The 20,246-nt window shown below is 71.8% G+C and carries 17 protein-coding genes and 1 pseudogene; 15 read left to right on the top strand and 3 right to left on the bottom strand.

The features are described 5' to 3' along the window. Positions 1-197: 197 nt before the first annotated feature. On the bottom strand, positions 198-1,334 hold the full coding sequence (locus ACIA5D_RS00565; RefSeq protein WP_396027690.1) for an 8-amino-7-oxononanoate synthase: 1,137 nt from the start codon (positions 1,332-1,334) through the stop codon (positions 198-200). Positions 1,335-1,418: 84 nt separating this feature from the next. Between ACIA5D_RS00565 and bioB the strand changes: the two genes are divergently transcribed. Together bioB and ACIA5D_RS00555 are read left to right on the top strand one after the other, a co-directional pair. Further along, positions 1,419-2,402 (top strand): biotin synthase BioB, encoded by a 984-nt coding sequence (gene bioB, locus ACIA5D_RS00560; RefSeq protein ID WP_396027689.1) that lies wholly within the window; start codon positions 1,419-1,421, stop codon positions 2,400-2,402. Next, a pseudogene (locus ACIA5D_RS00555) lies at positions 2,348-2,578 on the top strand (hypothetical protein); the annotation flags it as partial. The gene bioB and the pseudogene ACIA5D_RS00555, both read left to right, overlap by 55 nt. Here ACIA5D_RS00555 and ACIA5D_RS00550 read toward each other — a convergent pair. Continuing rightward, positions 2,571-3,617 carry a GNAT family N-acetyltransferase gene (locus ACIA5D_RS00550; protein WP_396027688.1) on the bottom strand — a complete coding sequence of 349 codons (1,047 nt, stop codon included), beginning with the start codon at positions 3,615-3,617 and terminating at the stop codon, positions 2,571-2,573. The pseudogene ACIA5D_RS00555 and the gene ACIA5D_RS00550 sit on opposite strands and share 8 nt — an antisense overlap. Positions 3,618-3,710: 93 nt before the next feature. Then, complete coding sequence (locus ACIA5D_RS00545) at positions 3,711-4,442, bottom strand: amino acid-binding protein (RefSeq protein WP_396027687.1); 732 nt, start codon at positions 4,440-4,442, stop codon at positions 3,711-3,713. Positions 4,443-4,764: 322 nt separating this feature from the next. Between ACIA5D_RS00545 and ACIA5D_RS00540 the strand changes: the two genes are divergently transcribed. The 13 genes from ACIA5D_RS00540 (at position 4,765) to ACIA5D_RS00480 (ending at position 20,246) form a co-directional block, all read left to right on the top strand. Next, entirely contained in the window at positions 4,765-5,481 is a 717-nt protein-coding gene (locus ACIA5D_RS00540) for a pyrimidine reductase family protein (protein ID WP_396027686.1), read from the top strand. A 142-nt stretch (positions 5,482-5,623) separates the two neighbouring features. Beyond that, the gene (locus ACIA5D_RS00535) at positions 5,624-7,366 is read left to right on the top strand and encodes an ATP-binding protein (protein ID WP_396028551.1); all 1,743 of its coding nucleotides are present in this window, start codon (positions 5,624-5,626) and stop codon (positions 7,364-7,366) included. Positions 7,367-7,396: 30 nt separating this feature from the next. Beyond that, positions 7,397-8,548, top strand: coding sequence for an exonuclease SbcCD subunit D (locus tag ACIA5D_RS00530; RefSeq protein WP_396027685.1), 1,152 nt, complete (start codon positions 7,397-7,399; stop codon positions 8,546-8,548). A 58-nt stretch (positions 8,549-8,606) separates the two neighbouring features. After that, positions 8,607-11,108, top strand: a complete 2,502-nt coding sequence (locus ACIA5D_RS00525) for an AAA family ATPase (RefSeq protein ID WP_396027684.1) — start codon at positions 8,607-8,609, stop codon at positions 11,106-11,108. After that, positions 11,105-12,070 carry a hypothetical protein gene (locus ACIA5D_RS00520; protein ID WP_396027683.1) on the top strand — a complete coding sequence of 322 codons (966 nt, stop codon included), beginning with the start codon at positions 11,105-11,107 and terminating at the stop codon, positions 12,068-12,070. Before ACIA5D_RS00525 ends, ACIA5D_RS00520 begins: the two co-directional genes overlap by 4 nt. 332 nt (positions 12,071-12,402) lie before the next feature. Then, positions 12,403-13,080, top strand: a complete 678-nt coding sequence (locus ACIA5D_RS00515; RefSeq protein WP_396027682.1) for a sigma-70 family RNA polymerase sigma factor — start codon at positions 12,403-12,405, stop codon at positions 13,078-13,080. Next, positions 13,080-13,856: a zf-HC2 domain-containing protein gene (locus ACIA5D_RS00510; protein WP_396027681.1), complete on the top strand. Its 777-nt coding sequence runs from the start codon at positions 13,080-13,082 to the stop codon at positions 13,854-13,856. Before ACIA5D_RS00515 ends, ACIA5D_RS00510 begins: the two co-directional genes overlap by 1 nt. Before the next feature lie 180 nt (positions 13,857-14,036). After that, positions 14,037-14,750: a hypothetical protein gene (locus ACIA5D_RS00505; protein ID WP_396027680.1), complete on the top strand. Its 714-nt coding sequence runs from the start codon at positions 14,037-14,039 to the stop codon at positions 14,748-14,750. 181 nt (positions 14,751-14,931) lie between these two features. Further along, complete coding sequence (locus ACIA5D_RS00500; protein WP_396027679.1) at positions 14,932-15,666, top strand: DUF4142 domain-containing protein; 735 nt, start codon at positions 14,932-14,934, stop codon at positions 15,664-15,666. Between the two features lie 44 nt (positions 15,667-15,710). Continuing rightward, a complete protein-coding gene (locus tag ACIA5D_RS00495; protein ID WP_396027678.1) occupies positions 15,711-16,922 on the top strand; it encodes a Pecanex-like protein 1 in 1,212 nt (403 codons plus the stop codon). 245 nt (positions 16,923-17,167) lie between these two features. After that, complete coding sequence (locus ACIA5D_RS00490; protein WP_396027677.1) at positions 17,168-18,064, top strand: DNA-3-methyladenine glycosylase family protein; 897 nt, start codon at positions 17,168-17,170, stop codon at positions 18,062-18,064. Between the two features lie 88 nt (positions 18,065-18,152). Continuing rightward, on the top strand, positions 18,153-19,442 hold the full coding sequence (locus ACIA5D_RS00485; protein WP_396027676.1) for a hemolysin family protein: 1,290 nt from the start codon (positions 18,153-18,155) through the stop codon (positions 19,440-19,442). A 48-nt stretch (positions 19,443-19,490) separates the two neighbouring features. Next, positions 19,491-20,246 carry an ROK family protein gene (locus ACIA5D_RS00480; protein WP_396027675.1) on the top strand — a complete coding sequence of 252 codons (756 nt, stop codon included), beginning with the start codon at positions 19,491-19,493 and terminating at the stop codon, positions 20,244-20,246.

Here is a 20,246-nt window from a genome sequence, read left to right as displayed (position 1 = left end):
CGCGCCGGGCGAGCCCTGGGGGAGCGGCCCACCCACCACCGGCGCGGCTCGGCGGACCTCGGGCATGGGGACCGATGGGGGCGCCATGGCCATCGCCTGTGCGACGCCGGCCACGGGCGTGCTGGTGAAGCCGTCCGGGCCGGGGGTGAAGACCAGGTTCGCGGCGCGGAGGCGGCTGAGGTCGAAACTGCTGGCGGTCATGGGGCGCACTCCACGATGACGTCGAGGGCGTGGGCGAACGCGGCGTCGGGAACGCCTGCGTTCAGGGTAAGCCTGAGCCGGGAGGAACCGTCGGGGGTGGACGGTGGGCGGAAGCAGCCGACGGCCACGCCTCGATCACGGCAGTCGGCGGCCCAGGCGACGGCGGCCTCGGGGCCGGGGGCCATCACCGAGAGCACACCGGCGGCGGGAGGCCGCACGTCGAAGCCGGCCGCGGCGAGCCGGCGCACGATCTGGGCGCCGCGGGCGGCCAGCAGGGCGCGGCGGTCTTCGGCGGCGCGGGCGATCTCGACCGCCGCGGTGACGCCGCCGACCACCGCCGGCGGCAGAGCGGTGTCGTAGATGAAGGTGCGGCCGGTGTCGATCAGGTGGTCGATGAACTGTTGCGGGCCGGCCACGACGCCGCCGGCGCCGCCCAGGGACTTGGACAGGGTGGCAGTGACGATCACGTCGGGCTTGCCCGCCAGGCCGGCCGCGACGACGCCGCCGGCGCCGGACGGGCCGAGGACGCCGAGCGCGTGCGCGTCGTCGACCAGCAGCAGCGCGCCGCGGGCCGACGTCACCTCGTGCAGCGCGCGCAGCGGGGCGAGGTCGCCATCGACCGAGAAGACCGACTCGGTGACGACCATGGCGGGTTGCCCGGGGTGCGCGTCGAGAATCGCCGCCACCCCGGCGGGGTCGTTGTGGGGCGCCACCATCGTGCGGGCGCCGGAGATCTTGCAGCCGTCGATCAGGGAGGCGTGGTTGTAGGCATCGGAGACGACCAGGTCGCAGACGGCGGTCAGGCCACGGACGGCGGCGAGGTTGGCCAGGTAGCCGGAGGAGAAGACCAGCGCGGCCGGTGCGCACAGCCAATCGGCGAGCGACGCCTCCAAGGCCGCGTGGGCGAGCGTGGAGCCTCGCACCAGACGGGAGCCGGTCGCGCCCAACCCGTACGCGTGCAATGAGGAAGCGGAAGCCGCGATCACCGCGGGATGGACGCTGAGCCCGAGATAGTCGTTGCCGGCCAGGTCGACGACGTCGTCGCCGGCCGGACGAGGGCGCAATTGACGGGTGAGCCCGGCCTTGGCCCTGCTCCCGGCGAGGCGCTCCAGCGCTTCCAACCAGCCCGTCAAGGCACCCCCAACGATCACGAGAAAGGGAAACTACCACCCACCACCGACAGTCCTACCGCCTGCGAAGGTCTGTAGGGTACGGGCATGCAAGAGATCCTCGAACAGGTGCTAGCGACCGGAGTCGGCCTCGACGAGGCGGGCATCCTGGAAGCCCTCAGAGCCCCCGACGAGGATCTCCCCGAGCTGCTTCAGCTGGCTCACGACGTACGCATGAAGTGGTGTGGTCCCGAAGTTGAAGTTGAGGGCATCGTCTCGCTGAAGACCGGCGGCTGCCCGGAAGACTGTCACTTCTGCTCGCAGTCGGGGCTGTTCACCTCGCCGGTGCGCTCGGTCTGGCTCGACATCCCGTCGCTGGTCGAGGCGGCCCGGCAGACTGCCGCGACGGGCGCGACCGAGTTCTGCATCGTCGCCGCCGTGCGCGGGCCCGACCAGCGCCTCATGGACCAGATGCGCGAGGGCGTCAAGGCGATCAGGGAGGCGGTCGACATCCAGGTCGCCGCGAGCCTCGGCATGCTCTCCCAGGCGCAGGTCGACGAACTGGTCGAGATGGGCGTGCACCGCTACAACCACAACCTCGAGACCTGTCGCTCGTTCTTCCCGAACGTGGTGACCACGCACTCGTGGGAAGAGCGCTGGGGCACCCTCACGATGGTGCGTGACTCGGGCATGGAGGTCTGCTGCGGCGGCATCCTCGGCCTGGGCGAGACGGTCGAGCAGCGGGCCGAGTTCGCGGCGCAGCTGGCCGAGCTCGATCCGCACGAGGTGCCGATGAACTTCCTGAACCCGCGTCCGGGCACGCCGCTCGGCGATCAGCCGGTGGTCGACGGTAAAGACGCGCTGCGGGCGATCGCCGCGTTCCGCCTGGCAATGCCCAGGACCATTCTTCGGTACGCGGGCGGCCGGGAGATCACGCTGGGCGACCTCGGGACGCGCGACGGCTTGCTCGGCGGCATCAACGCGGTGATCGTCGGGAACTACCTGACCACGCTCGGGCGCCCGGCGACCGACGACCTGGCCCTGCTCGAAGACCTGAAGATGCCGGTCAAGGCCCTCTCGGCGACGCTCTGATGTACTGCGACCGCTGCGGCTTCCCGACCACCGGTGGCGACCACGGGGCATGTGAGGCGGCCCGCAAGCTGGAGCCGCCCCGCTACTGCCCGGAATGCCGCCGGCGCCTGAAGGTGCAGGTCGTGCCGACCGGGTGGACCGCCACCTGCGTCGAACACGGAACGCGGACTAGCTAGCCACCGGGGCCGAGTCGCCGATCGACTCGCGGCCGGGCACCGGCAGCGTCACGCTGACCATGGCGCCGTCCCGCTCGGCCGGGCCCTCGCCGACCCGGCGCAGCGTACGCAGCATCGCCACGTTGTCGGCGCCGGTGTGCGCGACCAGCGCGGCGAAGCGGCCCTTGCCGGCCCAGGCCAGCAGCCGGCGGGCCAGGGCGGTGCCGAGGCCGCGGCGCTGCCAGCGGTCCTCGACCAGGACCGCGATCTCGCCCAGGTCGCCCTCGGCAAGCAGGTTGGCCATCGCCACGACCGTGCCGTCGCCGTCGACCGCGAGCAGGGTGCGCCCGCCGGCCGGCTCGAGCAGCCGCCGCAGGCGCGCGTCGCTCGGCGCGCCGCCGCCCAGGTAGCGGCTGTGCAGCGAGGCCGCCGAAGCGCGCTCGTGCAGGCCGCGGACGCCGTCGAGGTCGTCACCCGTGGCGGTGCGCAAGGTGAGCTCGGCGCCGTCGGGCAGCAGCAGCGCGGTCTGCTCCTGGTGGCGGCGCACCATCGTGCCGGCCACCTCGACCAGGGCCTGCGCCCGCGCGTACTCGGCCGGGGTGAACGACGGCCGGGAGCGCAGCACCTCGTAGGAGCCGCCGGCCGGGTCGGCCAGCATCATCCGCGAGTCGTCGTAGCCCGGGCGGCCCGGCAGCGGGTCGGGCCGCCAGCGGACCTCGGCCGCGTCGAGCAGGGCGACCAGCGCCTCGCCCAACGCGTCCGGGTCGTGCACCAGTCGCCCGGCCAGGGCGAGTGCCCGGGTCGGCTGGTCGGCGAGGCCCTCGGCCTCGGCCCGCGCCACGAACGCGTCGCGGCCGCGGCCCCGGGCGACCGCCCCGAGCAGGTCGGCCTCGGTGAGCGCGTCGGGCGCGTCGACGAGGAAGTCGTCTACCGCGCCGGCCTCGGTGGTGTGCACCTGGACGGCGAGGATGTTGACCGATTTCAGCGCGAGGCTGGCGGTCAGTACGGAAAGGTAGCCCGGCCGGTCGTCCACCGTTGCCCGGATCCGCCACAGCGCCATGATGAGGCACTCCCTTCGGCTGTCCTCCCTCAATACTGCCTGGGCGGTGTTAACCGGACATTGCCTGAGCTGCGGTTTCCGGGGAGAGTCCGATCACATGACGGCCGGCACAGCGGCCGCGTCCAGGCGGTCGCCGAGGATCACCGCGGCCGCACGGACCAGCTGCGCGACCCGGTCGACCTCGGTGATGTGGAAGCCCGCGGCGGGCATCTCGTCGTCGTCCTGCCGGGCGACCACCAGCACCAACCCGGCCCGGCCGAACGGCGCGACCGCGTAGCGGATGCCCTCGGGGCCGGTGATCGGGCGGGCCCGCAGCGGGGTGATCTCGGGCAGCTGCAGCGGGCCGGGTGCACGCCAGCTCGCGTACGCGATCGTGGCGTCGCCGCCGAGGTTCAGCGTCGGCTCGGCCGGCAGCGGGCGGGGCGCGCCGGAGCGGGCGGCCCAGTCGGCCGGGACCACGGCCGCGGCGGCCCAGTCGGCGGCCAGCAGGCCGGGGACCGCGTCGACGAGCGTGGCGAGGCCGTCGGCGGGGTTGGCGGCGACCTGGGCGAGCAGCTCGGCGTCGTGGCCGCCGTTGACGGGGGCGCCGATCGCCTTCCACACGCCGTCGACCTGCACGCCGGGGATGGCGGCGAGGCCGGCGAGGAGGCGCTCGACCCGGGAGGCGCCCGGCCAGACCACCGTGAAGTCGTCGACGGCGCGGCCGCCGAGACGTTCCAGCACGACGACCTGGACGATGTCGGCGCCGGCGACGCCGAGCGTGCGGGCCACCTGGCCGAGGGCGCCGGGACGGTCCGGCAGGGTGACTCGTACCCGCAGCAACATGCAACTCCTCCCGTCGAGAAGGCGGCGAAGCGAGGCCGCCCCCGTAGTTGTCCACCCTGCCAAATTGGCGTTTCGACCGGGTTGCGTGGCCGTGTCTCCCCGGTCAAGGGCACGACGATATAACCCGCGTCACACCAGGGTAGTAAGGGTGCCCGTGGGTGAGGAGGGGGTGATCGGGTGGTGCGAAACTCGGTAGGGTCCGTGGTGTGATCTGCCAGGCCTGCCGGGAGCGCCGCCACGACGACTGCCGTGGCGGCTCGTGGTGCGACTGCCAGCACAAGGCGCCTCAGCCGACGCCGCCGGTCACCGGCCCGCCCGGCCCGTGAGCGTCTTCCTCCCGTGGCCGGCCGACCTCGACGGCCTGGTCGAGCTCTACCCGCGCTGCCCCCGGCCGGCGCTGCGGGTCAACTTCATCGCCAGTGCCGACGGCGCGGTGACGGTCGACGGGCTGTCCGGCGGTCTGCACGGGCCGGGCGACAAGGAGATCTTCGATTCGCTGCGGATGGTGTGCGACGCGCTGATCGTGGGCGCCGGCACGATGAAGGCGGAGAAGTACGACGCGCTGCGGCTGTCGCCCTCGGCGCGGTCGTGGCGACTGAATCATGATCTGCCCGAGTTTCCGCTCATGGTGGTCGTGTCCGGTTCGCTCGACCTCGACCTCCACCAGTTGATCTTCAGCGACGCCCCGATCCGCCCGATCGTGCTCACCCACCGTGACGCCAAGGTGGGGCGTCTCGCCGGCGTCGCCGACGTGATCGCGGTCGGCGACGGCGAGATCGACCTGGCCGCCGGCCTCGCCGAGCTGCACGCCCGGGGAGCGACCCAGCTGCTCTGCGAGGGTGGCCCGGCCCTGCTCGGCTCGATGATCGCGAAGGACCTCGTGACCGAGCTGTGCCTGACGGTCTCGCCGCTGCTGGTGGGCGGCGGCCCCGGCCGCATCGCGACCGGGGCGCCGGGTGTCCCGCGTCAGATGTCGCTGCGGCACGTGCTCACCCTGCAGGACATGCTCTTCCTGCGGTACGAGCGTCAGGGCAGCTGACCGGCGCGGTCGACGATTCTGGGGCGCGCCTCCACAGCTTCAGCAAGATCTTGTGGATAAATCTGTGGATGGCCACCAGAAGTTGTGGACAACGCATGCCAACCCCGGCCGCCTGCTCGTTCTGTCGTACCCCTGGTGCACGATGATCGGCGTGTCAGACGAAACTTCCCCCGTCGGGCGGGTGCTGGGCACTGCCGACGCCACGCCGCTCCAGTTCTGGACGGCCGTGGCGCCCGGAAGCTACCTCCAGCTCGACGACGTCGTGGTGACCAAGCGCGAGCTGCCCGACCGCGAGCCCGTGACGATCGCCGGCGTGGTCACCCAGGTCCGCGCGCGGCACGAGGGCGCGCAGTTCGACTCCGACGTCTTCGCGATCGCCGAGGGCACGCTCCCCGCCGTGGTGCAGGAGGCGGCCGAGATCACCACCACCCGGGTCGACCCCGAGCTCTACGTGCCCCCGGCGCCGGGCGCGGTGGTGCACCGGGCCGAGGGCGAGGCACGCGACGCCGCGCTGCACTTCGACCGCATGGAACGGCGCATCCCGATGGGCACCGGCCGCGACGGCGTTCCGGTCTTCCTCAACGCCGACTTCCTCGACGGCACCCGCGGCGCGCACGTCTCCATCTCCGGCATCTCCGGCGTGGCGACCAAGACGAGCTTCGCGACGTTCCTGCTCTACTCGGTGTTCCGCTCGGGTCAGCTCGGCGCCGACGGCGCGAACGCCCGCGCCCTGATCTTCAACGTCAAGGGCGAAGACCTGCTGTTCCTCGACTACGCGAACACGAAGCTCGATGAGCCGACCACGGCGGCCTACAAGCTGCTCGAGCTGCCCGCGACCCCGTTCTCCGACGTCCGGGTCTACGCGCCGCCGCGGGCCGGCGACTCGTCCGGCGCGCCCGACGTGTCCAGTCGGCTGACCGGCGTCGACGCGTTCTACTGGACGCTCGAGGAGTTCTGCGCCGGCAAGCTGTTGCCGTACGTCTTCGCCGACGCCGACGACGAGCGCCAGCAGTACACGATGGTCGTCCACTCGGTGACCGCCCACCTCAACCGGTACGCCGCGCCGGCCGAGGGCGGCATCAGCATCGACGGCCGCCGCATCTCGTCGTACGGCGACCTGGTCGACCACATCGTCGAGCAGCTCACCGACGACGACACCCGTTCCACCTGGGCCGGCAGCGCGATCAACATGGGCACGGTCAACGCGTTCGCCCGCCGGCTGATCGGCAGCAAGCGCGACCTGGCCCGGCTGATCCGCGGCGACCTCGCCTCCCGCCGCCCCCATCAGATCAAGACCGCCGAGTCGGCCCAGGTCACGGTCGTCGACCTGCACAACCTGCCCGACCGCGCGCAGCGCTTCGTGGTCGGCGTGACGCTCAAGACCGAGTTCGAAGAGAAAGAGAAGGCCGGCACCGGCCGCCCCCTGCTGTTCGTGGTGCTCGACGAGCTCAACAAGTACGCCCCGCGCGAGGGCACCTCCCCGATCAAGGAGGTGCTGCTCGACATCGCCGAGCGCGGCCGCTCGCTCGGCGTGATCCTGATCGGCGCCCAGCAGACCGCCAGCGAGGTCGAGCGCCGCATCGTGACCAACTCGGCGATCCGGGTGGTGGGCCGGCTCGACCCGGCCGAGGCCGCCCGACCCGAATACGGCTTCCTGCCGCCCGCCATGCGCCAGCGCGCCCTGCTGGCCCGGCCGGGCACGATGTTCGTCAACCAGCCCGACATCCCGGTCCCGCTCTGCGTCGAGTTCCCGTTCCCGGCCTGGGCCACCCGCAAGTCCGAATCGGGGCCGCCCCCGGCCGCCTCGATGCGCTCGATCGTCCAGGGCGCCGATCCGTTCGCCGTCGTGGGACGGCCCGGCGCCGACGACGACATCCCGTTCTAGGCCATCTTTCTCATAGTTAGAGTGGGCGCGATGCGCATCCTGCACACTTCCGACTGGCACGTCGGGAAGGTCCTCAAGGGCCGCACCCGGCACGAGGAACACATCCGCGTGCTCGGCCAGGTCGTCGAGATCGCCCAGGCCGAGCGGCCCGACCTGGTGATCGTCGCCGGTGATCTCTACGACACCGCGGCGCCGACGGCCGACGCGACCCGGGTGGTGACCCGGGCGCTCTCGGCGCTGCGGCGCACCGGCGCCCAGGTGGTGGCGATCGGCGGCAACCACGACAACGGCCCGGCCCTGGATGCGCTGCGCCCGTGGGCCGAGGCGGCCGGCATCATCCTGCGCGGATCGGTGGGACAGAACCCCGATGAGTTGCGCATCTCGGGCGAGACGGCCGACGGCGAGCGGTGGCAGCTGGTCGCCGTCCCGTTCCTGTCCCAGCGGTACGCGATCCGGGCCACCGAAATGTACGAGTTGTCCGGCGCGGAGGCGAACCAGACCTACGCCGACCACATCGCCCGGTTGATCGACAAGCTCAGCGAGCCCTTCGCCGAGCCAAACGTGATCAACCTGCTCACCGCGCACCTCACGATCGTCGGGGCCTCGGCCGGCGGCGGCGAGCGCGAGGCGCACACCATCATGGGGTACGCGGTGCCGGCCACGGTCTTCCCGAAGAACGCGCACTACGTCGCCCTCGGCCACCTGCACCGCGCCCAGCAGGTGATCAGCCCCTGCCCGGCGCGCTATTCGGGAAGTCCCTTGGCGATCGACTTCGGGGAGGAAGAGAACGTCCCGTCGGTCGCGATCGTCGACGTGGCCACCGACAAGGCGGCCCGGGTGCGGGACGTGCCGATCTCCTCGGCGCGGGCCCTGCGCACCGTCCACGGCACGCTCGAACAGCTCACAAAGGTGAACCTTCCGGACGCGTGGCTGCGTGTCCTGGTGCGCGAGACGCCCCGGGTCGGCCTGCGCGAAGACGTGCAGGAGCTGCTGCCCAACGCGCTCGAGGTGCGGATCGACCCCGAAATGATGCCGAACAGGGCGGGTGAGCGGATGGGGCAGCGGGCCGGCCGGTCGCCGCGCGAGCTCTTCGGCGACTACCTGGACAGTCGCGGCAACGCCGAGGACGGCGTCCGCGAGCTCTTCGACGAGCTGTACGACGAGGTGAGCAGCGCGCAATGAACGAGCGACACGACCGCGGGCGGCTCGGCGGCCCGTCCGACCGGAGCGAGGCCGGATCATGAGGCCGATCAGGCTGGACATGTCGGGGTTCACCGTCTTCCGCGACGACACGATGGTCGACTTCACCGACGCCGACTACTTCGCGCTGGTCGGGCCGACCGGCTCGGGCAAGTCGACGGTGCTCGACGCGATCACCTTCGCGCTCTACGGCACGGTCCCGCGCTGGGGCGGCGCCCGCGGCATCGCGAACGCCCTCGCGCCCTCGGCCGTCGAGGCCAAGGTGCGGCTGGTCTTCGAGTCGGCCGGCGACCGCTTCGTCGCGACCCGGGTGGTGCGCCGCGACGGCCGGGGCAACGTCAAGACCGCCGGCGCCGGCCTGCAGCTCATGCCGCCGGGCTTCGACGTGACCAAGCTCGACACCGGCATGGACCTCGACGACCTGGGCGAGGTGCTGGCCGGCACCCCCGCCGAGATGGACGAGGCGGTCCTCGGCGCGGTCGGCCTGCCGTACGAGCAGTTCACCAGCTGCGTGGTGCTGCCGCAGGGCCAGTTCGCCGACTTCCTGCACGCCAAACCGGCCGTCCGTCAGCAGATCCTGATCAACCTGCTGGGACTGCGCGTCTACGAGGACGTGCAACAGCGGGCGGTCGCCCGGGAGCGCACCGCCACCGACAAGCTCAGCGTGATCGACCAGCAGCTGGCCGGGCTGGCCGACGCGACCGACGAGGCCGTCGAGACCGCCGAGCGCCACCTGACCCGCATGCGCGAGCTGACCGCCGCCGTCGAGGAATCGATGCCGGGGCTGCGCGCTGCCCGGGCCGCCGAGGCCGAGGCCGCCGCCGCGCGGGACGCGCTCGACGCGGAGCTGCGGGCGCTGGGCAGTGTCCGTACGCCCGAAGGGATCTCGGAGATCGCCGGCGCGACCGCGGCAGCCAGGGTGAGCGCCACCGAGGCCGCCGACGAAGTGCGCACCGCCGAGGAGCGCGAGGAGAAGGTGCGCGGCGAGCTGGCCGCGGCCGGCGACGCGGGCTCGCTCAAGCTGGCGCTCGACCGGCACGCCGAGCTCGAGCGGCTGCTCGGGCAGGAGGAATGGTTCGCCGGCGAGGTGCAGGTCGCCGAGGTCGAGTTCAAGGACGCGCAGGCCGGGGCCGAGCTCGCGCACAGCGCCCACCTGGGCGCCACCCAGCTGCTCGAACAGGCTCGGCTCGATTACACCGAGGCGCAGCGGATCGACAAGGCCGCCGCGCTGCGTGCCCACCTGGCCGCGGGCGACCACTGCCCGGTCTGCGAGCAGACCGTCACCACGGTGCCGCCCATGCCCGAGGGCTCGGCGGTCCGCGAGGCCGAGGCCACCGGCAAGGCCGCCCGCGCCGCCGCCGAGGTCGCCGAGTCGGGCTGGAAACAGCGCGACGCGGTGGCCCGCAAGCTGGAGGGCAATCTCGAGCGCAAGCGCGCCCAGCACGAGCATCACCTGTCCCGGCTGGCCGAGGTGCGCGGCGTGGTGGCCGGCTCGCCCGGCGTGCCCGCGCTGGAACGCCAGCTCGCCGAGATCGGCACACTGCAGCGCAAGCTCGACCAGGCCGGCGTCGCGGTGCGCACGGCCCGCGAGGCCCAGCGCCGGGCGCAGGCCGCGGCCCACCAGGCCGAGGAGCGGGAGCGTACGGCGTGGCGCACGTTCGACGGAGCGCGCGATCTGGTGGCCCGCTTCGCGCCGCCGCCGGCCGAGCGCGACGACCTCGCGGCCGCGTGGGCCACGCTGGTCGACTGGGCGCGGGGCGAGCACCGCAGCCGGGCCGCGGCCCGCGAGCAGGCCCAGGCCGCGGTCGCCGCCACCCACGAGGCGACCGTGCACGCGTACGCGACCGTCGCCGCGCTGTTCACCGCGGCCGGGGTGACCCCGCCGCCGCGTGCCCGCGAGGGCAGCGGCGAGTCCGATCTGATCCGGGCGGCCGCGGTCGCCGCGACGACGGCCGAGGGTGACTGGCGCAAGATCGCCGACCTGCGCGACCGGGCCCGTGGCCTCACCGGGCAGCGGATGACGCTGCAGCGCGACGGCCGGGTCGCCAAGGCGCTGGCCGGGCACCTGCGGGCCAACAACTTCGAGCGCTGGCTGCTCGAGGAGGCGCTCGACCTGCTGGTCGACGGCGCGTCGCGGATCCTGCGCGAGCTGACCGGCGGGCAGTACGACCTGATCCACGAAAAGGGCGAGTTCTCCGTGATCGACCACCACGACGCCGGACTGCGGCGCGGGGTGCGCACGCTGTCGGGCGGCGAGACCTTCCAGGCGTCGCTCGCGCTCGCGCTGGCCCTCTCCGAGCAGCTGGCCGGCATGTCCACGACCGCCGCGAGCCTCGAGTCGATCGTGCTGGACGAGGGCTTCGGCACGCTCGACGCCGCCACCCTCGACGTGGTCGCCGCGACCCTGGAGAACCTCGCGGCCCGCGGCGACCGGATGGTCGGCGTGGTCACCCACGTCAACGCGCTCGCCGAGCGGGTTCCGGTGCGCTTCGAGGTGACCAAGGACGCGCGGTCGGCGCACGTCGAGAGGGTGGGCCTGTGACGAAGATGTACGTCGACACGTGGGACCCGTCCTACGGCTCGTCGTTCGAGGGCGGGGGCGACGACGGCCCCGCATCGCAGTCGAGCGCCCAGGTCGACACCGACGTGGAGGTGCCGGCCGCCGAGTGGGCGCCGATCGACGTCGCCCGCGGCCGGAACCCGCCCGGCGTGGTGTTCCTCGTGGACGGTGTGCGCCGCAACGACGCCGGCCTGTGGACCGCCGAGGAGGACGGCACCTCCTACGCCGGGCTGGCGGCCTCCTTCGCGGCCGGCGTGGTGCGCTGCGACCTGGGCCGGGGCGCGGCCGAGCTGGTAAGCGCCCAGGTCGGTCGTGGACTGTTCACCGCCAGCCCGTCCGCGGGTGACGTGCAGGCCGGTTCGGTCCGCTACGAGGTGCACCGGGTCTCGGGCACCGGCGAGGCCAGCAAGCTGCCGGCCGCGGTGCAGCCCTCACTGACCGCGCTCGAGATCGAGATCTCGTCGATGGCGAGGGACGGCGACGGCGAGGACCTGCTGGTCGTGGACGGTCCGCTGCGCAACCGGCGGCAGTTGCCGCGCACGATCGGCTACGTGAAAACCCAGCAGAAGCAGTACCTCCCGGCCGCGCTGACCGCCGTGGTCACCGCGTTGAAGCCGGGTCAGCGCACCCCGGTCTTCCACTTGGGAACGGTCTGGGGTGGCTGGTCGTGGTATCTGCGGCTGCCGGGCGGCTCGGGCGCGCCGTGGTCGGGGATCGTGCGGGTGGAGTGCTCGCCCGACCTGACCCCGGAGCAGGCGATCGAGCTGGCCGAGTTGTCCGGGGTCACGCTGCCGCGGTTCGCGTCGTCGGCGTACAAGGATCCGCGCGCCCCGCAGAACCTGGTGCCGATAGCCGGGCTCGAGCGGCGGCTGCGCGGGATGCTCGGCGACGCACGGGTGCTCCATCGGGCCTTGACGCTGGCCACAGCGCGAAATCGGGCATAAGACCCGTGGGAGCGCTCCCAGATCGTGAGATGAGAACGCTCCGAGAGCGCGCGCCTACTAACCGGTCATAACCGCACCGCCAGTGCGTCATCCCTGCTCAGCAGGGCATTTCCCGGGACGCGTGTGGCTGAGTATTATTCGGTCGCCCTGGTAGGCATATCGGTCCAGATGGATGAATTTGATCATCTTCCGATATGCCCCGTGACGCCCCCACACGACACCGGAGGACAGTTGATCAGCCGTGTCCCGGAAATTTCCTCACCGCCGTTGATCCCGGCGGGCCTCCCCGGCCGTATCTCAGGCGACGGGGAAGGCTCCGGGCGGAGGTATCAATGCATGCGCTGGTCGAGGAACGACTCGCGCCGGGCGGGGTGTGCCAGATGACACAACAACGTTTCGGTGGTGGTCGGTGGCAGTCTCTCGACGGAGGCCCTCGTGCGGATGACGGTGGTTCGGTGATTCCGCGGCAGGCGCCCCGGCACGGCGCGACCGAACCGAGCCACGAGGACACCCTCGTCAAGATGCTCTACGAGGAGCACGCCGGCCCCCTGCTGATGTTCGTGCTGCGCCTGACCGGCGGCGACCGGCAGCGCGCCGAGGACATCGTCCAGGAGACGCTGCTGCGTGCCTGGCGCAACGCGCACCGGCTCGGCGCGCAGGGCCAGCAGTCGCTGCGTCCGTGGCTCGTGACCGTCGCCCGGCGGATCGCGATCGACGACCACCGCAGCGCCAGCGCCCGCCCCGCCGAGACCTACGACCGCGAGCTGGAGAGCTTCCCCAGCATGTCGGACGACACCGACCGCGTGCTGCAGTCGATGACCGTCTCCGACGCTCTGCGCGAGCTGTCCCAGTCGCACCGGGAGATCCTGATCGAGACATACTTCCGGGGCCGGACGGTGCCGGAGGCGGCGGAGAAGCTCAACCTTCCGTTGGGTACCGCCAAGTCACGGGTGTATTACGCTCTGCGTGCGCTGCGTGCCGCGCTGCAGCAGCGGGGGGTGACGGAGTGATGACACAGGAAGAGCACTACGACGTTGCGTCGTACGCACTGGGCGTGCTGGACCAGCACGACGCCGCGCGGTTCGAGGACCATCTGATCGAATGCCCGCGGTGCGCGTTCGAGCTGGAATCCTTCGTGCAGGTCGCCGACCTGCTCGCCGACGTCGACGCGGGCGCCGTGATCGCCGCCGAGGAGGCCAAGCGCGACGGCGTCATGCTGCACAGCATGCTCGGCGAGGTCCGCACCGAGCGACGCCGGGCCAACAGCCGCCGGCTCTACTCGCTGGCCGCGGCCGTGGTCATCTTCGCGATGTTGTCGATCGGCGCGCTGTTCGCCGGTGGCAAGTGGTTCGCGCCCGATCAGAAGTCGAGCTCGAACACGGCCCAGCGCGGCAGCTCGCAGCTCGACCCGCTGCCCAACAGCCAGGACGGCCCCGGCATCGGTGGCCCCGACCTGGCCGGCCAGAGGTACAGCGGCACCGACCCGCGCACCGGCGTGCACCTCGACGCCGCCCTGGAGAAGAAGGACTGGGGCACCCAGATCTCCTTCGCCATCTCCAACATCACGGGTCCGCTCGAGTGCCGGCTGCTGGCGGTGCACACCGACGGCACCACCGAGCCGCTCGTGTCGTGGAAGGTGGGGGACAAGGGCTGGGGCACGGCCGCCAACCCGTCGCCGCTGCTGCTCCAGGCGATCACGGCGACCTCCCGCGAGGACATCGCGCACATCCAGGTGCAGGAGGTCTCCGCCGCCGGCGGCGGGGACACGCTGGTCCGCGTACCCTAAAAAGATCTTGAAGTAATGAAGGGCCCGGCCGATCGGCCGGGCCCTTTGTGCATGCGCCGATACTTTGCGTGCTTCAAACAAAATTAAGGGAATTGATTGGGCCGATTGTTCAACCGACTCGGCCCGCCCCTCCGTACTACTGCGCGGAAACACCAGAAGCGGGAATCCCTGGAGGGGCACGTGGTACCGGAGAAGCGCAAGTTGATGGTCGTGGGAGCGGCCATCGCCGCGGCGTTCGCAGTTACCGGCTGCGCACCGGCCGGATACAACGCCGCCGACTACGGCAATGCCGCGGAGCCCGCCTCGAACACGGCGGCAAGCCCCGGCGCGACCGCCGATCCGGCGGCCACGAGCGACCCGGTTGCCGAGGCCGACCCGGACGCCACCGCGCCTCCCGGCTCGGACGCGAGCACCGCGCTCTCCGACGATCAGGTCACCAACAAGCTGACCGGCACCGCCGTGAAGCGCATGGGCCAGGTCGTCGAGAACGAGGACGGCTTCGTCCTCTACCGCTTCGACTCGGACTCCAACAACCCGGCGAAGACCAACTGCAACGGCGACTGCGCCAAGATCTGGCCGCCCGCGCTCACCAACGACGGCAAGCCGACCATCAAGGGCGTCGACTCGAAGCTCATCGGCACGATCACCCGCGCCGACGGCACGAAGCAGCTGACGCTCAAGGGCTGGCCGGTCTACACCTACATCGGTGACAAGCAGCCCGGCCAGTGGAAGGGCCAGAACGTCTCCGGCAAGTGGTTCGTGATCAAGCCGGACGGCGCCAAGAACCTGACCTGCCTTCCCGCGATCTCCAAGCCGGTCGCGCCGCCCGCCGACGACTCCGGCTCCGATTCCAGCGACACCGGCAGTTCTTCAGGTGGCGACTACAGCTACTAGTGAGGGTTATTCGCGACGGTGGAGACCGGGCCGCCTACCTCGCTCTTGCTGCAACTCGAGGTCGGTCGCGAACAACCCTCAAGTTAAGCGCGATTTAAGAAACTGCTGATTTCGGAGGTTGGAAATGGTTGCCGCCCGCTTCTCTCACCGGTCGTCGCGCTGGTTGGTGGGCATTTCGGCAATGGTCCTGACGTTCCTGCTGGCGCCGGTCTCGCCGGCCCGCGCCGACGGGAACGTCCCGGGTATCCCGGTGCCGCAGAACTCGTTCAACGCCAAGGGCGCCGGCTCGGTCAGCCCCGCCGATCGTGACTTCGTGATCAAGGTTCGGCTGGCCGGGCTCTGGGAGATCCCGGCCGGCAACATGGCTCAGGAGAAGTCGGACGACCCCAAGGTCGTCAACATCGGCAAGTCGATCGCCGCGCAGCACGTCCTGCTGGACAAGCTCGACCGCGACGTGGCCAAGAAGCTCAACATCGAACTGCCGGGCCAGCCCAACGCCGACCAGCAGTTCTGGCTCAGCGAGATGCGCAACGCGAACGCGACGACGTTCGACCAGATCTTCATCGACCGGCTCCGCGCGGCGCACGGCAAGATCTTCCCGGCCATCGCGACGATCCGGGCCAGCACCCGCAACGACTCGGTCCGCCAGCTCGCCCAGCAGACCAACCAGTTCGTCATGACGCACATGACGCTGCTGGAGTCGAGCGGGATCGTCGACTACGGCGCGCTGCCGACGGCGGCCGCTCCTACTACCCCCGGCAGCGGACCGGTGCCGGTGGACGGCCAGATGATCGCGGCCGCGCACAGCAGCACCGGCGGTATTCCCGGTGTCAACACCACTGTGATCCTGCTAGTCCTCGCCGCCGCACTCGTGGCCGGCGTCATCACGACCATGCGCATCTTCCGGGCGAGGTAGCCCCGAAACCCCGTCCAGGTCGAGACAGAGAAAGGTGTCCCCCCATGCGAAGGTCCAAGTACCGGCGCGCATCATCCAGGAATTCGGGTTGGTTCAGCGGCCGTCGCCGGATCATCGCGGTCGCCTCGACGCTCGTTGTGTTCGGCGGCATCGTGACCGTCACCCAGATTTCGAGCGCGTCGACCAACCGGACGCAACGGAAGGCGCTGTCGGCATGTGACAACGTCCAGGCTCCGGCCGGGACGAAGCTGTCCACCAAGACCCGGAAGGGCTCGTGGACCGAGGAGAACGGTGTCGTCACGCAGCATGCGGACGACGGTGCCGGTGACGTCGCAACCACGGCCGAGCTGCGGGCCCGCTGCCGCCGCTGGGTGATGAACAACGTCGGCAACAACGGCAACGCCACGACCGCGCCGACCACGGCCGCCACCACGGCGCCGACCGAGGCCGCGACGACGGAGCCCGCCGCCGACCCCAGCGCCGCCGACCCGAGCGCCGCCGACCCGAGCGCCGCCGACCCCAGCGCCGCCGACCCGAGCGCCTCGGGCGACACCGGCAACAACGGTGGCGACACCGGCAACAACGGCGGTGGCGACAACAACGGCGGCAACAACGGTGGCGGCCAGCAGGAGACCACCGCGCCGGCGCCCGACCCCACCAACTCGGGCGGGGCGACCACCCCGCCGCCCGGTGCCGGCCTCGGCATCCTGACCAACAACTGCTCCACCAGCAACCTGCCGCAGCACGACGGCTTCCAGAAGGGCGACCGCTGCGTCACCACCGAGTTCGGTGAGGTCTCCAGCGCCGCCAACAACTCGTCGCTGCTGATCACGCAGGCGCCGCGCAGCGTCACCGTGAACACCCCGTTCACGCTCACGGTGAGCACCCGCAACCTGATCCGTGACCGGTTCCTCGCGGCCGGCCAGGGTGGGTACTACGTGGAGAGCTCGGTTCTCCAGGACGGCATCGTCCGCGGTCACTTCCACACCGCGTGCCGCATGCTGCCGAGCACCAACGAGGCCCCCGACCCGTCGCCGGTTCCCGCGTTCTTCGTGGCCACCGAGGACAGCAAGGGTGGCAAGGCCCCCGACTCGGTCACCATCAACGTGGCGGGCCTGCCGGCCACGGGTACCGCGCAGTGCGCCTCGTGGGCCGGTGACGGCTCGCACCGTATTCCGATGATGGAGCGGGCCAACGAGACGCCGGCGTTCGACTCCGTGCGGATCCAGGTTCGCGCCGGCCGCGGAGGCAACTGACAACCGACGAGGAGCGTCGTCGCAGAGCCGGAGCCGAACCCGAGCGGGACGGGGCAACCGACATTGCCCCGTTCCGACCGGGACCCCCCGTTGGCGCCGGTTGGTCGCCCTTCCCCCTGACGGACGACTTCAGCGGCCAGCTCCCCAAGGCGACCCGGATCACTCGGGTGTCCGGTCGCCCCCCGATGGCCCTGACCGGGAGCGCGGTCAGGGCCATCGGCCTTTCCGTGTGGCAGAGTTGCCGGGTGACTCGTCGCCTGACGCCGCCCGAGCGGTATGCGTTCGGGGCCTCGCTGGCCACGTTGCAGGCGCCGAACGGCGATCCGTGCGTGCGCGTGACCGCCGGCGACCTGTGGATGGCGGCCCGCACGCCCGATGGTCCCGGGACGTTGCATCTCTCCCGGGAAGGCGACGAGCTGGTCGCCACGGCGTACGGGCCCGGCGCCGCCTGTCTCGAGGACCGCGCCGACGCCATCGCCGGCATCCGCGACGACGTGAGCGACTTCCCGCCCCTCGCCAAGACCCACCCGCTGGTGCATCAGCTGGCCCGCACCTTCGCCGGCCTGCGGATGCCGGCCACCGGACTCGTCTTCCACCGCGTGCTGCGCGCGATCCTCGAGCAGAAGGTCACCGGCGTCGAGGCGTTCCGGGCGTACCGGAAGATCTGCCGGAAATTCGGTGAGCCGGCGCCGGGCCCGATGGATCTGTTGCTCCCGCCCGACCCGGCCGCGATGGCGGCCTCGCCCTACTGGGTGTTCCATCCGCTCGGCGTCGAGCAGCGCCGCACCCAGGCCCTGCTGCGCGCCGCCCGCGAGGCCGCCCGCATCGAGCGCTGCGCCGACTCGGCCGAGGCCACCCGCCGGCTGACCGCGCTGCCCGGCATCGGCCCATGGACGGCCGCCGAGGTGGTACGCGTGGCCTACGGCGACCCGGACGCGGTGAGCGTCGGCGACTACCACGTGCCCAACACGGTCGCCTGGGGCCTGGCCGGCGAGCCGCGCGGCACCGACGAGCGCATGCTCGAGCTGCTCGAGCCGTTCCGGGGCCACCGCGGCCGGGTCTGCGACCTGCTCGCCCACGGCGGCATCGGGGCCCCGCGCTTCGGCCCGCGGATGCCGATCCGGTCGTTCGCGCGGTTCTGATTCGGCCGGGTCTGACGGGTGTGCGGGTGCCACTCCGGGTACGTTGATGCCCTCGTGATCGCTTCGGCCCGGGAGAACTGACGACAAAATGGGTGGCACAGGCGGAGAGATCGCCCTGGTCCTGGTGCTCGTACTCGTGAACGCCGCCTTCTCCGGAAGCGAGATGGCGCTCGTGTCGCTGCGGGACAGCCAGATCCAGCGGCTCGAACGGCAGTCCCGCGGCGGCAAGACCCTGGCCCGGCTCACCCGCGACCCCAACCGGTTCCTGGCCACCATCCAGATCGGCATCACGCTGGCCGGCTTCCTGGCGTCGGCCGCCGCCGCGGTGTCGCTCTCGAAGCCGCTGCTCGGCCCGCTGAGCTTCCTCGGCAGCGCCGCCGAACCGGCCGCCATCGTGATCGTCACGATCGCGCTGACCTTCGTGACCCTGGTGATCGGCGAGCTCGCGCCCAAGCGGATCGCGATGCAGCGCACCGAGGGCTGGGCGCTGCTGGTCGCCCGCCCCCTCGACGTCCTCGCGATGATCTCCCGGCCCGCGGTCTGGCTGCTCGGCGCGTCGACCAACGTGGTGGTGCGGCTGGCCGGCGGCGACCCGTCCGCCCAGCGCGAGGAGGTCACCACCGAGGAGATCCGCGACATGGTCGCCGCCCAGCAGGACTTCTCGATCGAGCAGCGCACGATCATCAGCGGCGCCTTCGAGATCGCCGACCGGATCCTGCGCGAGATCCTCGTGCCCCGCCGCGACGTGCTCACCCTCGCCACCGGCGCCCCCGCCCACCAGGCGCTGCGCTCGCTGATCGCCGGCGGCCACTCCCGCGCGCCCGTGGTCGGCCCGGCCGGCCTCGACGACGTGATCGGCGTCGTGCACCTGCGCGACCTGGTCGACGCCGAGGGCCCGGTCGACGCGGTCTCCCGCCCCGGGCTGTTCCTGCCCGAGACGCTGCGGGTGAGCGACGCGCTGCGGCAGATGCGCGGCGAGCACGCCCAGTTGGCCCTCGTGGTCGACGAGCGCGGCGCGATCGACGGCATCATCACGATGGAGGACCTGGTCGAGGAGATCGTCGGCGAGATCTACGACGAGACCGACCGGGATGTGGCCGCCGTGGTCCGTGAGGCCGACGGTGCGCTGCTGATGCCCGGCTCGTTCCCGATCCACGACCTGCCCGACATCGGCCTGCACGACGAGTCGCACGCACACGAGGACGGCGACTACACCACGGTCGCCGGCATGGTTCTGGCCGCGCTGGGGCACATTCCCACCGGGCCCGGCGAGGTGGTGGAATTGCCGGAGTTCACGGCGGAGGTGGTCGAGGTGACGGGCCGGGCCATCACGCGCGTGCGCCTTCGCCCGCTGCAGACCGCGGCCGAGGAGGCGTAGGCGTCACAATTACTGTGCGAGGAGGTGACCTCCATGCAAACTGGCGGCGTGGCATTCACCCTGACGATCGACTGCGGCGGCGGTGGCATCAAGGGCTCCGTGCTCGACGAGGCGGGCACGATGCGTGCCCAGCCCCTGCGCGTGCCCACGCCGTACCCGCTGCCGCCCGACCTGTTCGTGAAGACCCTGATACAGCTCGGTGAGCGCCTCCCGCAGGCCGACCGGGTCACCGTCGGCATGCCCGGCATGCTCCGGCACGGCGTGGTGGTGGCCACCCCGCACTACGTGACCCGCTCCGGCCCGCGCACCAAGGTCGACCCCGAGCTGCTCGCGGCGTGGGGCGGCTTCGACGCCCGTACCGCGCTCGCCGAGGCGTTCGGCCTGCCCACGCTGGTGCTCAACGACGCCGAGGTGCACGGCGCCGGCGTCGTGGCCGGCGCCGGCTGCGAGCTGATGCTCACCCTCGGCACGGGCCTGGGCTGCGCCCTCTTCGACGGCGGCGTGCTCGCCCCGCACCTCGAGATGTCGCAGGCCCCGGTGCGCTGGGGGATGTCCTACGACACGTACATCGGCGAGCACGAGCGCCGCCGCCTCGGCGATGCCCTCTGGTCCCGTCGCGTGCGCAACGTCGTCGACGGCCTGCGTCCGGTGTTCCTGTGGGACCGGCTCTACCTGGGCGGCGGCAACTCCCGCCTGATCACCCCCACCCAGCTGGCCCGCATGGGCGACGACGTGGTGGTCGTGCCGAACACGGCGGGCATCGTCGGCGGGGTCCGCGCCTGGATGCTGGGCACGTCGCGCTGA

It is taken from the genome of Actinoplanes sp. NPDC051513 (genome assembly GCF_044454685.1).
In the GTDB taxonomy this organism is placed as follows: Bacteria; Actinomycetota; Actinomycetes; order Mycobacteriales; family Micromonosporaceae; genus Actinoplanes.
This window is presented reverse-complemented; position numbering and strand designations above follow the sequence as displayed.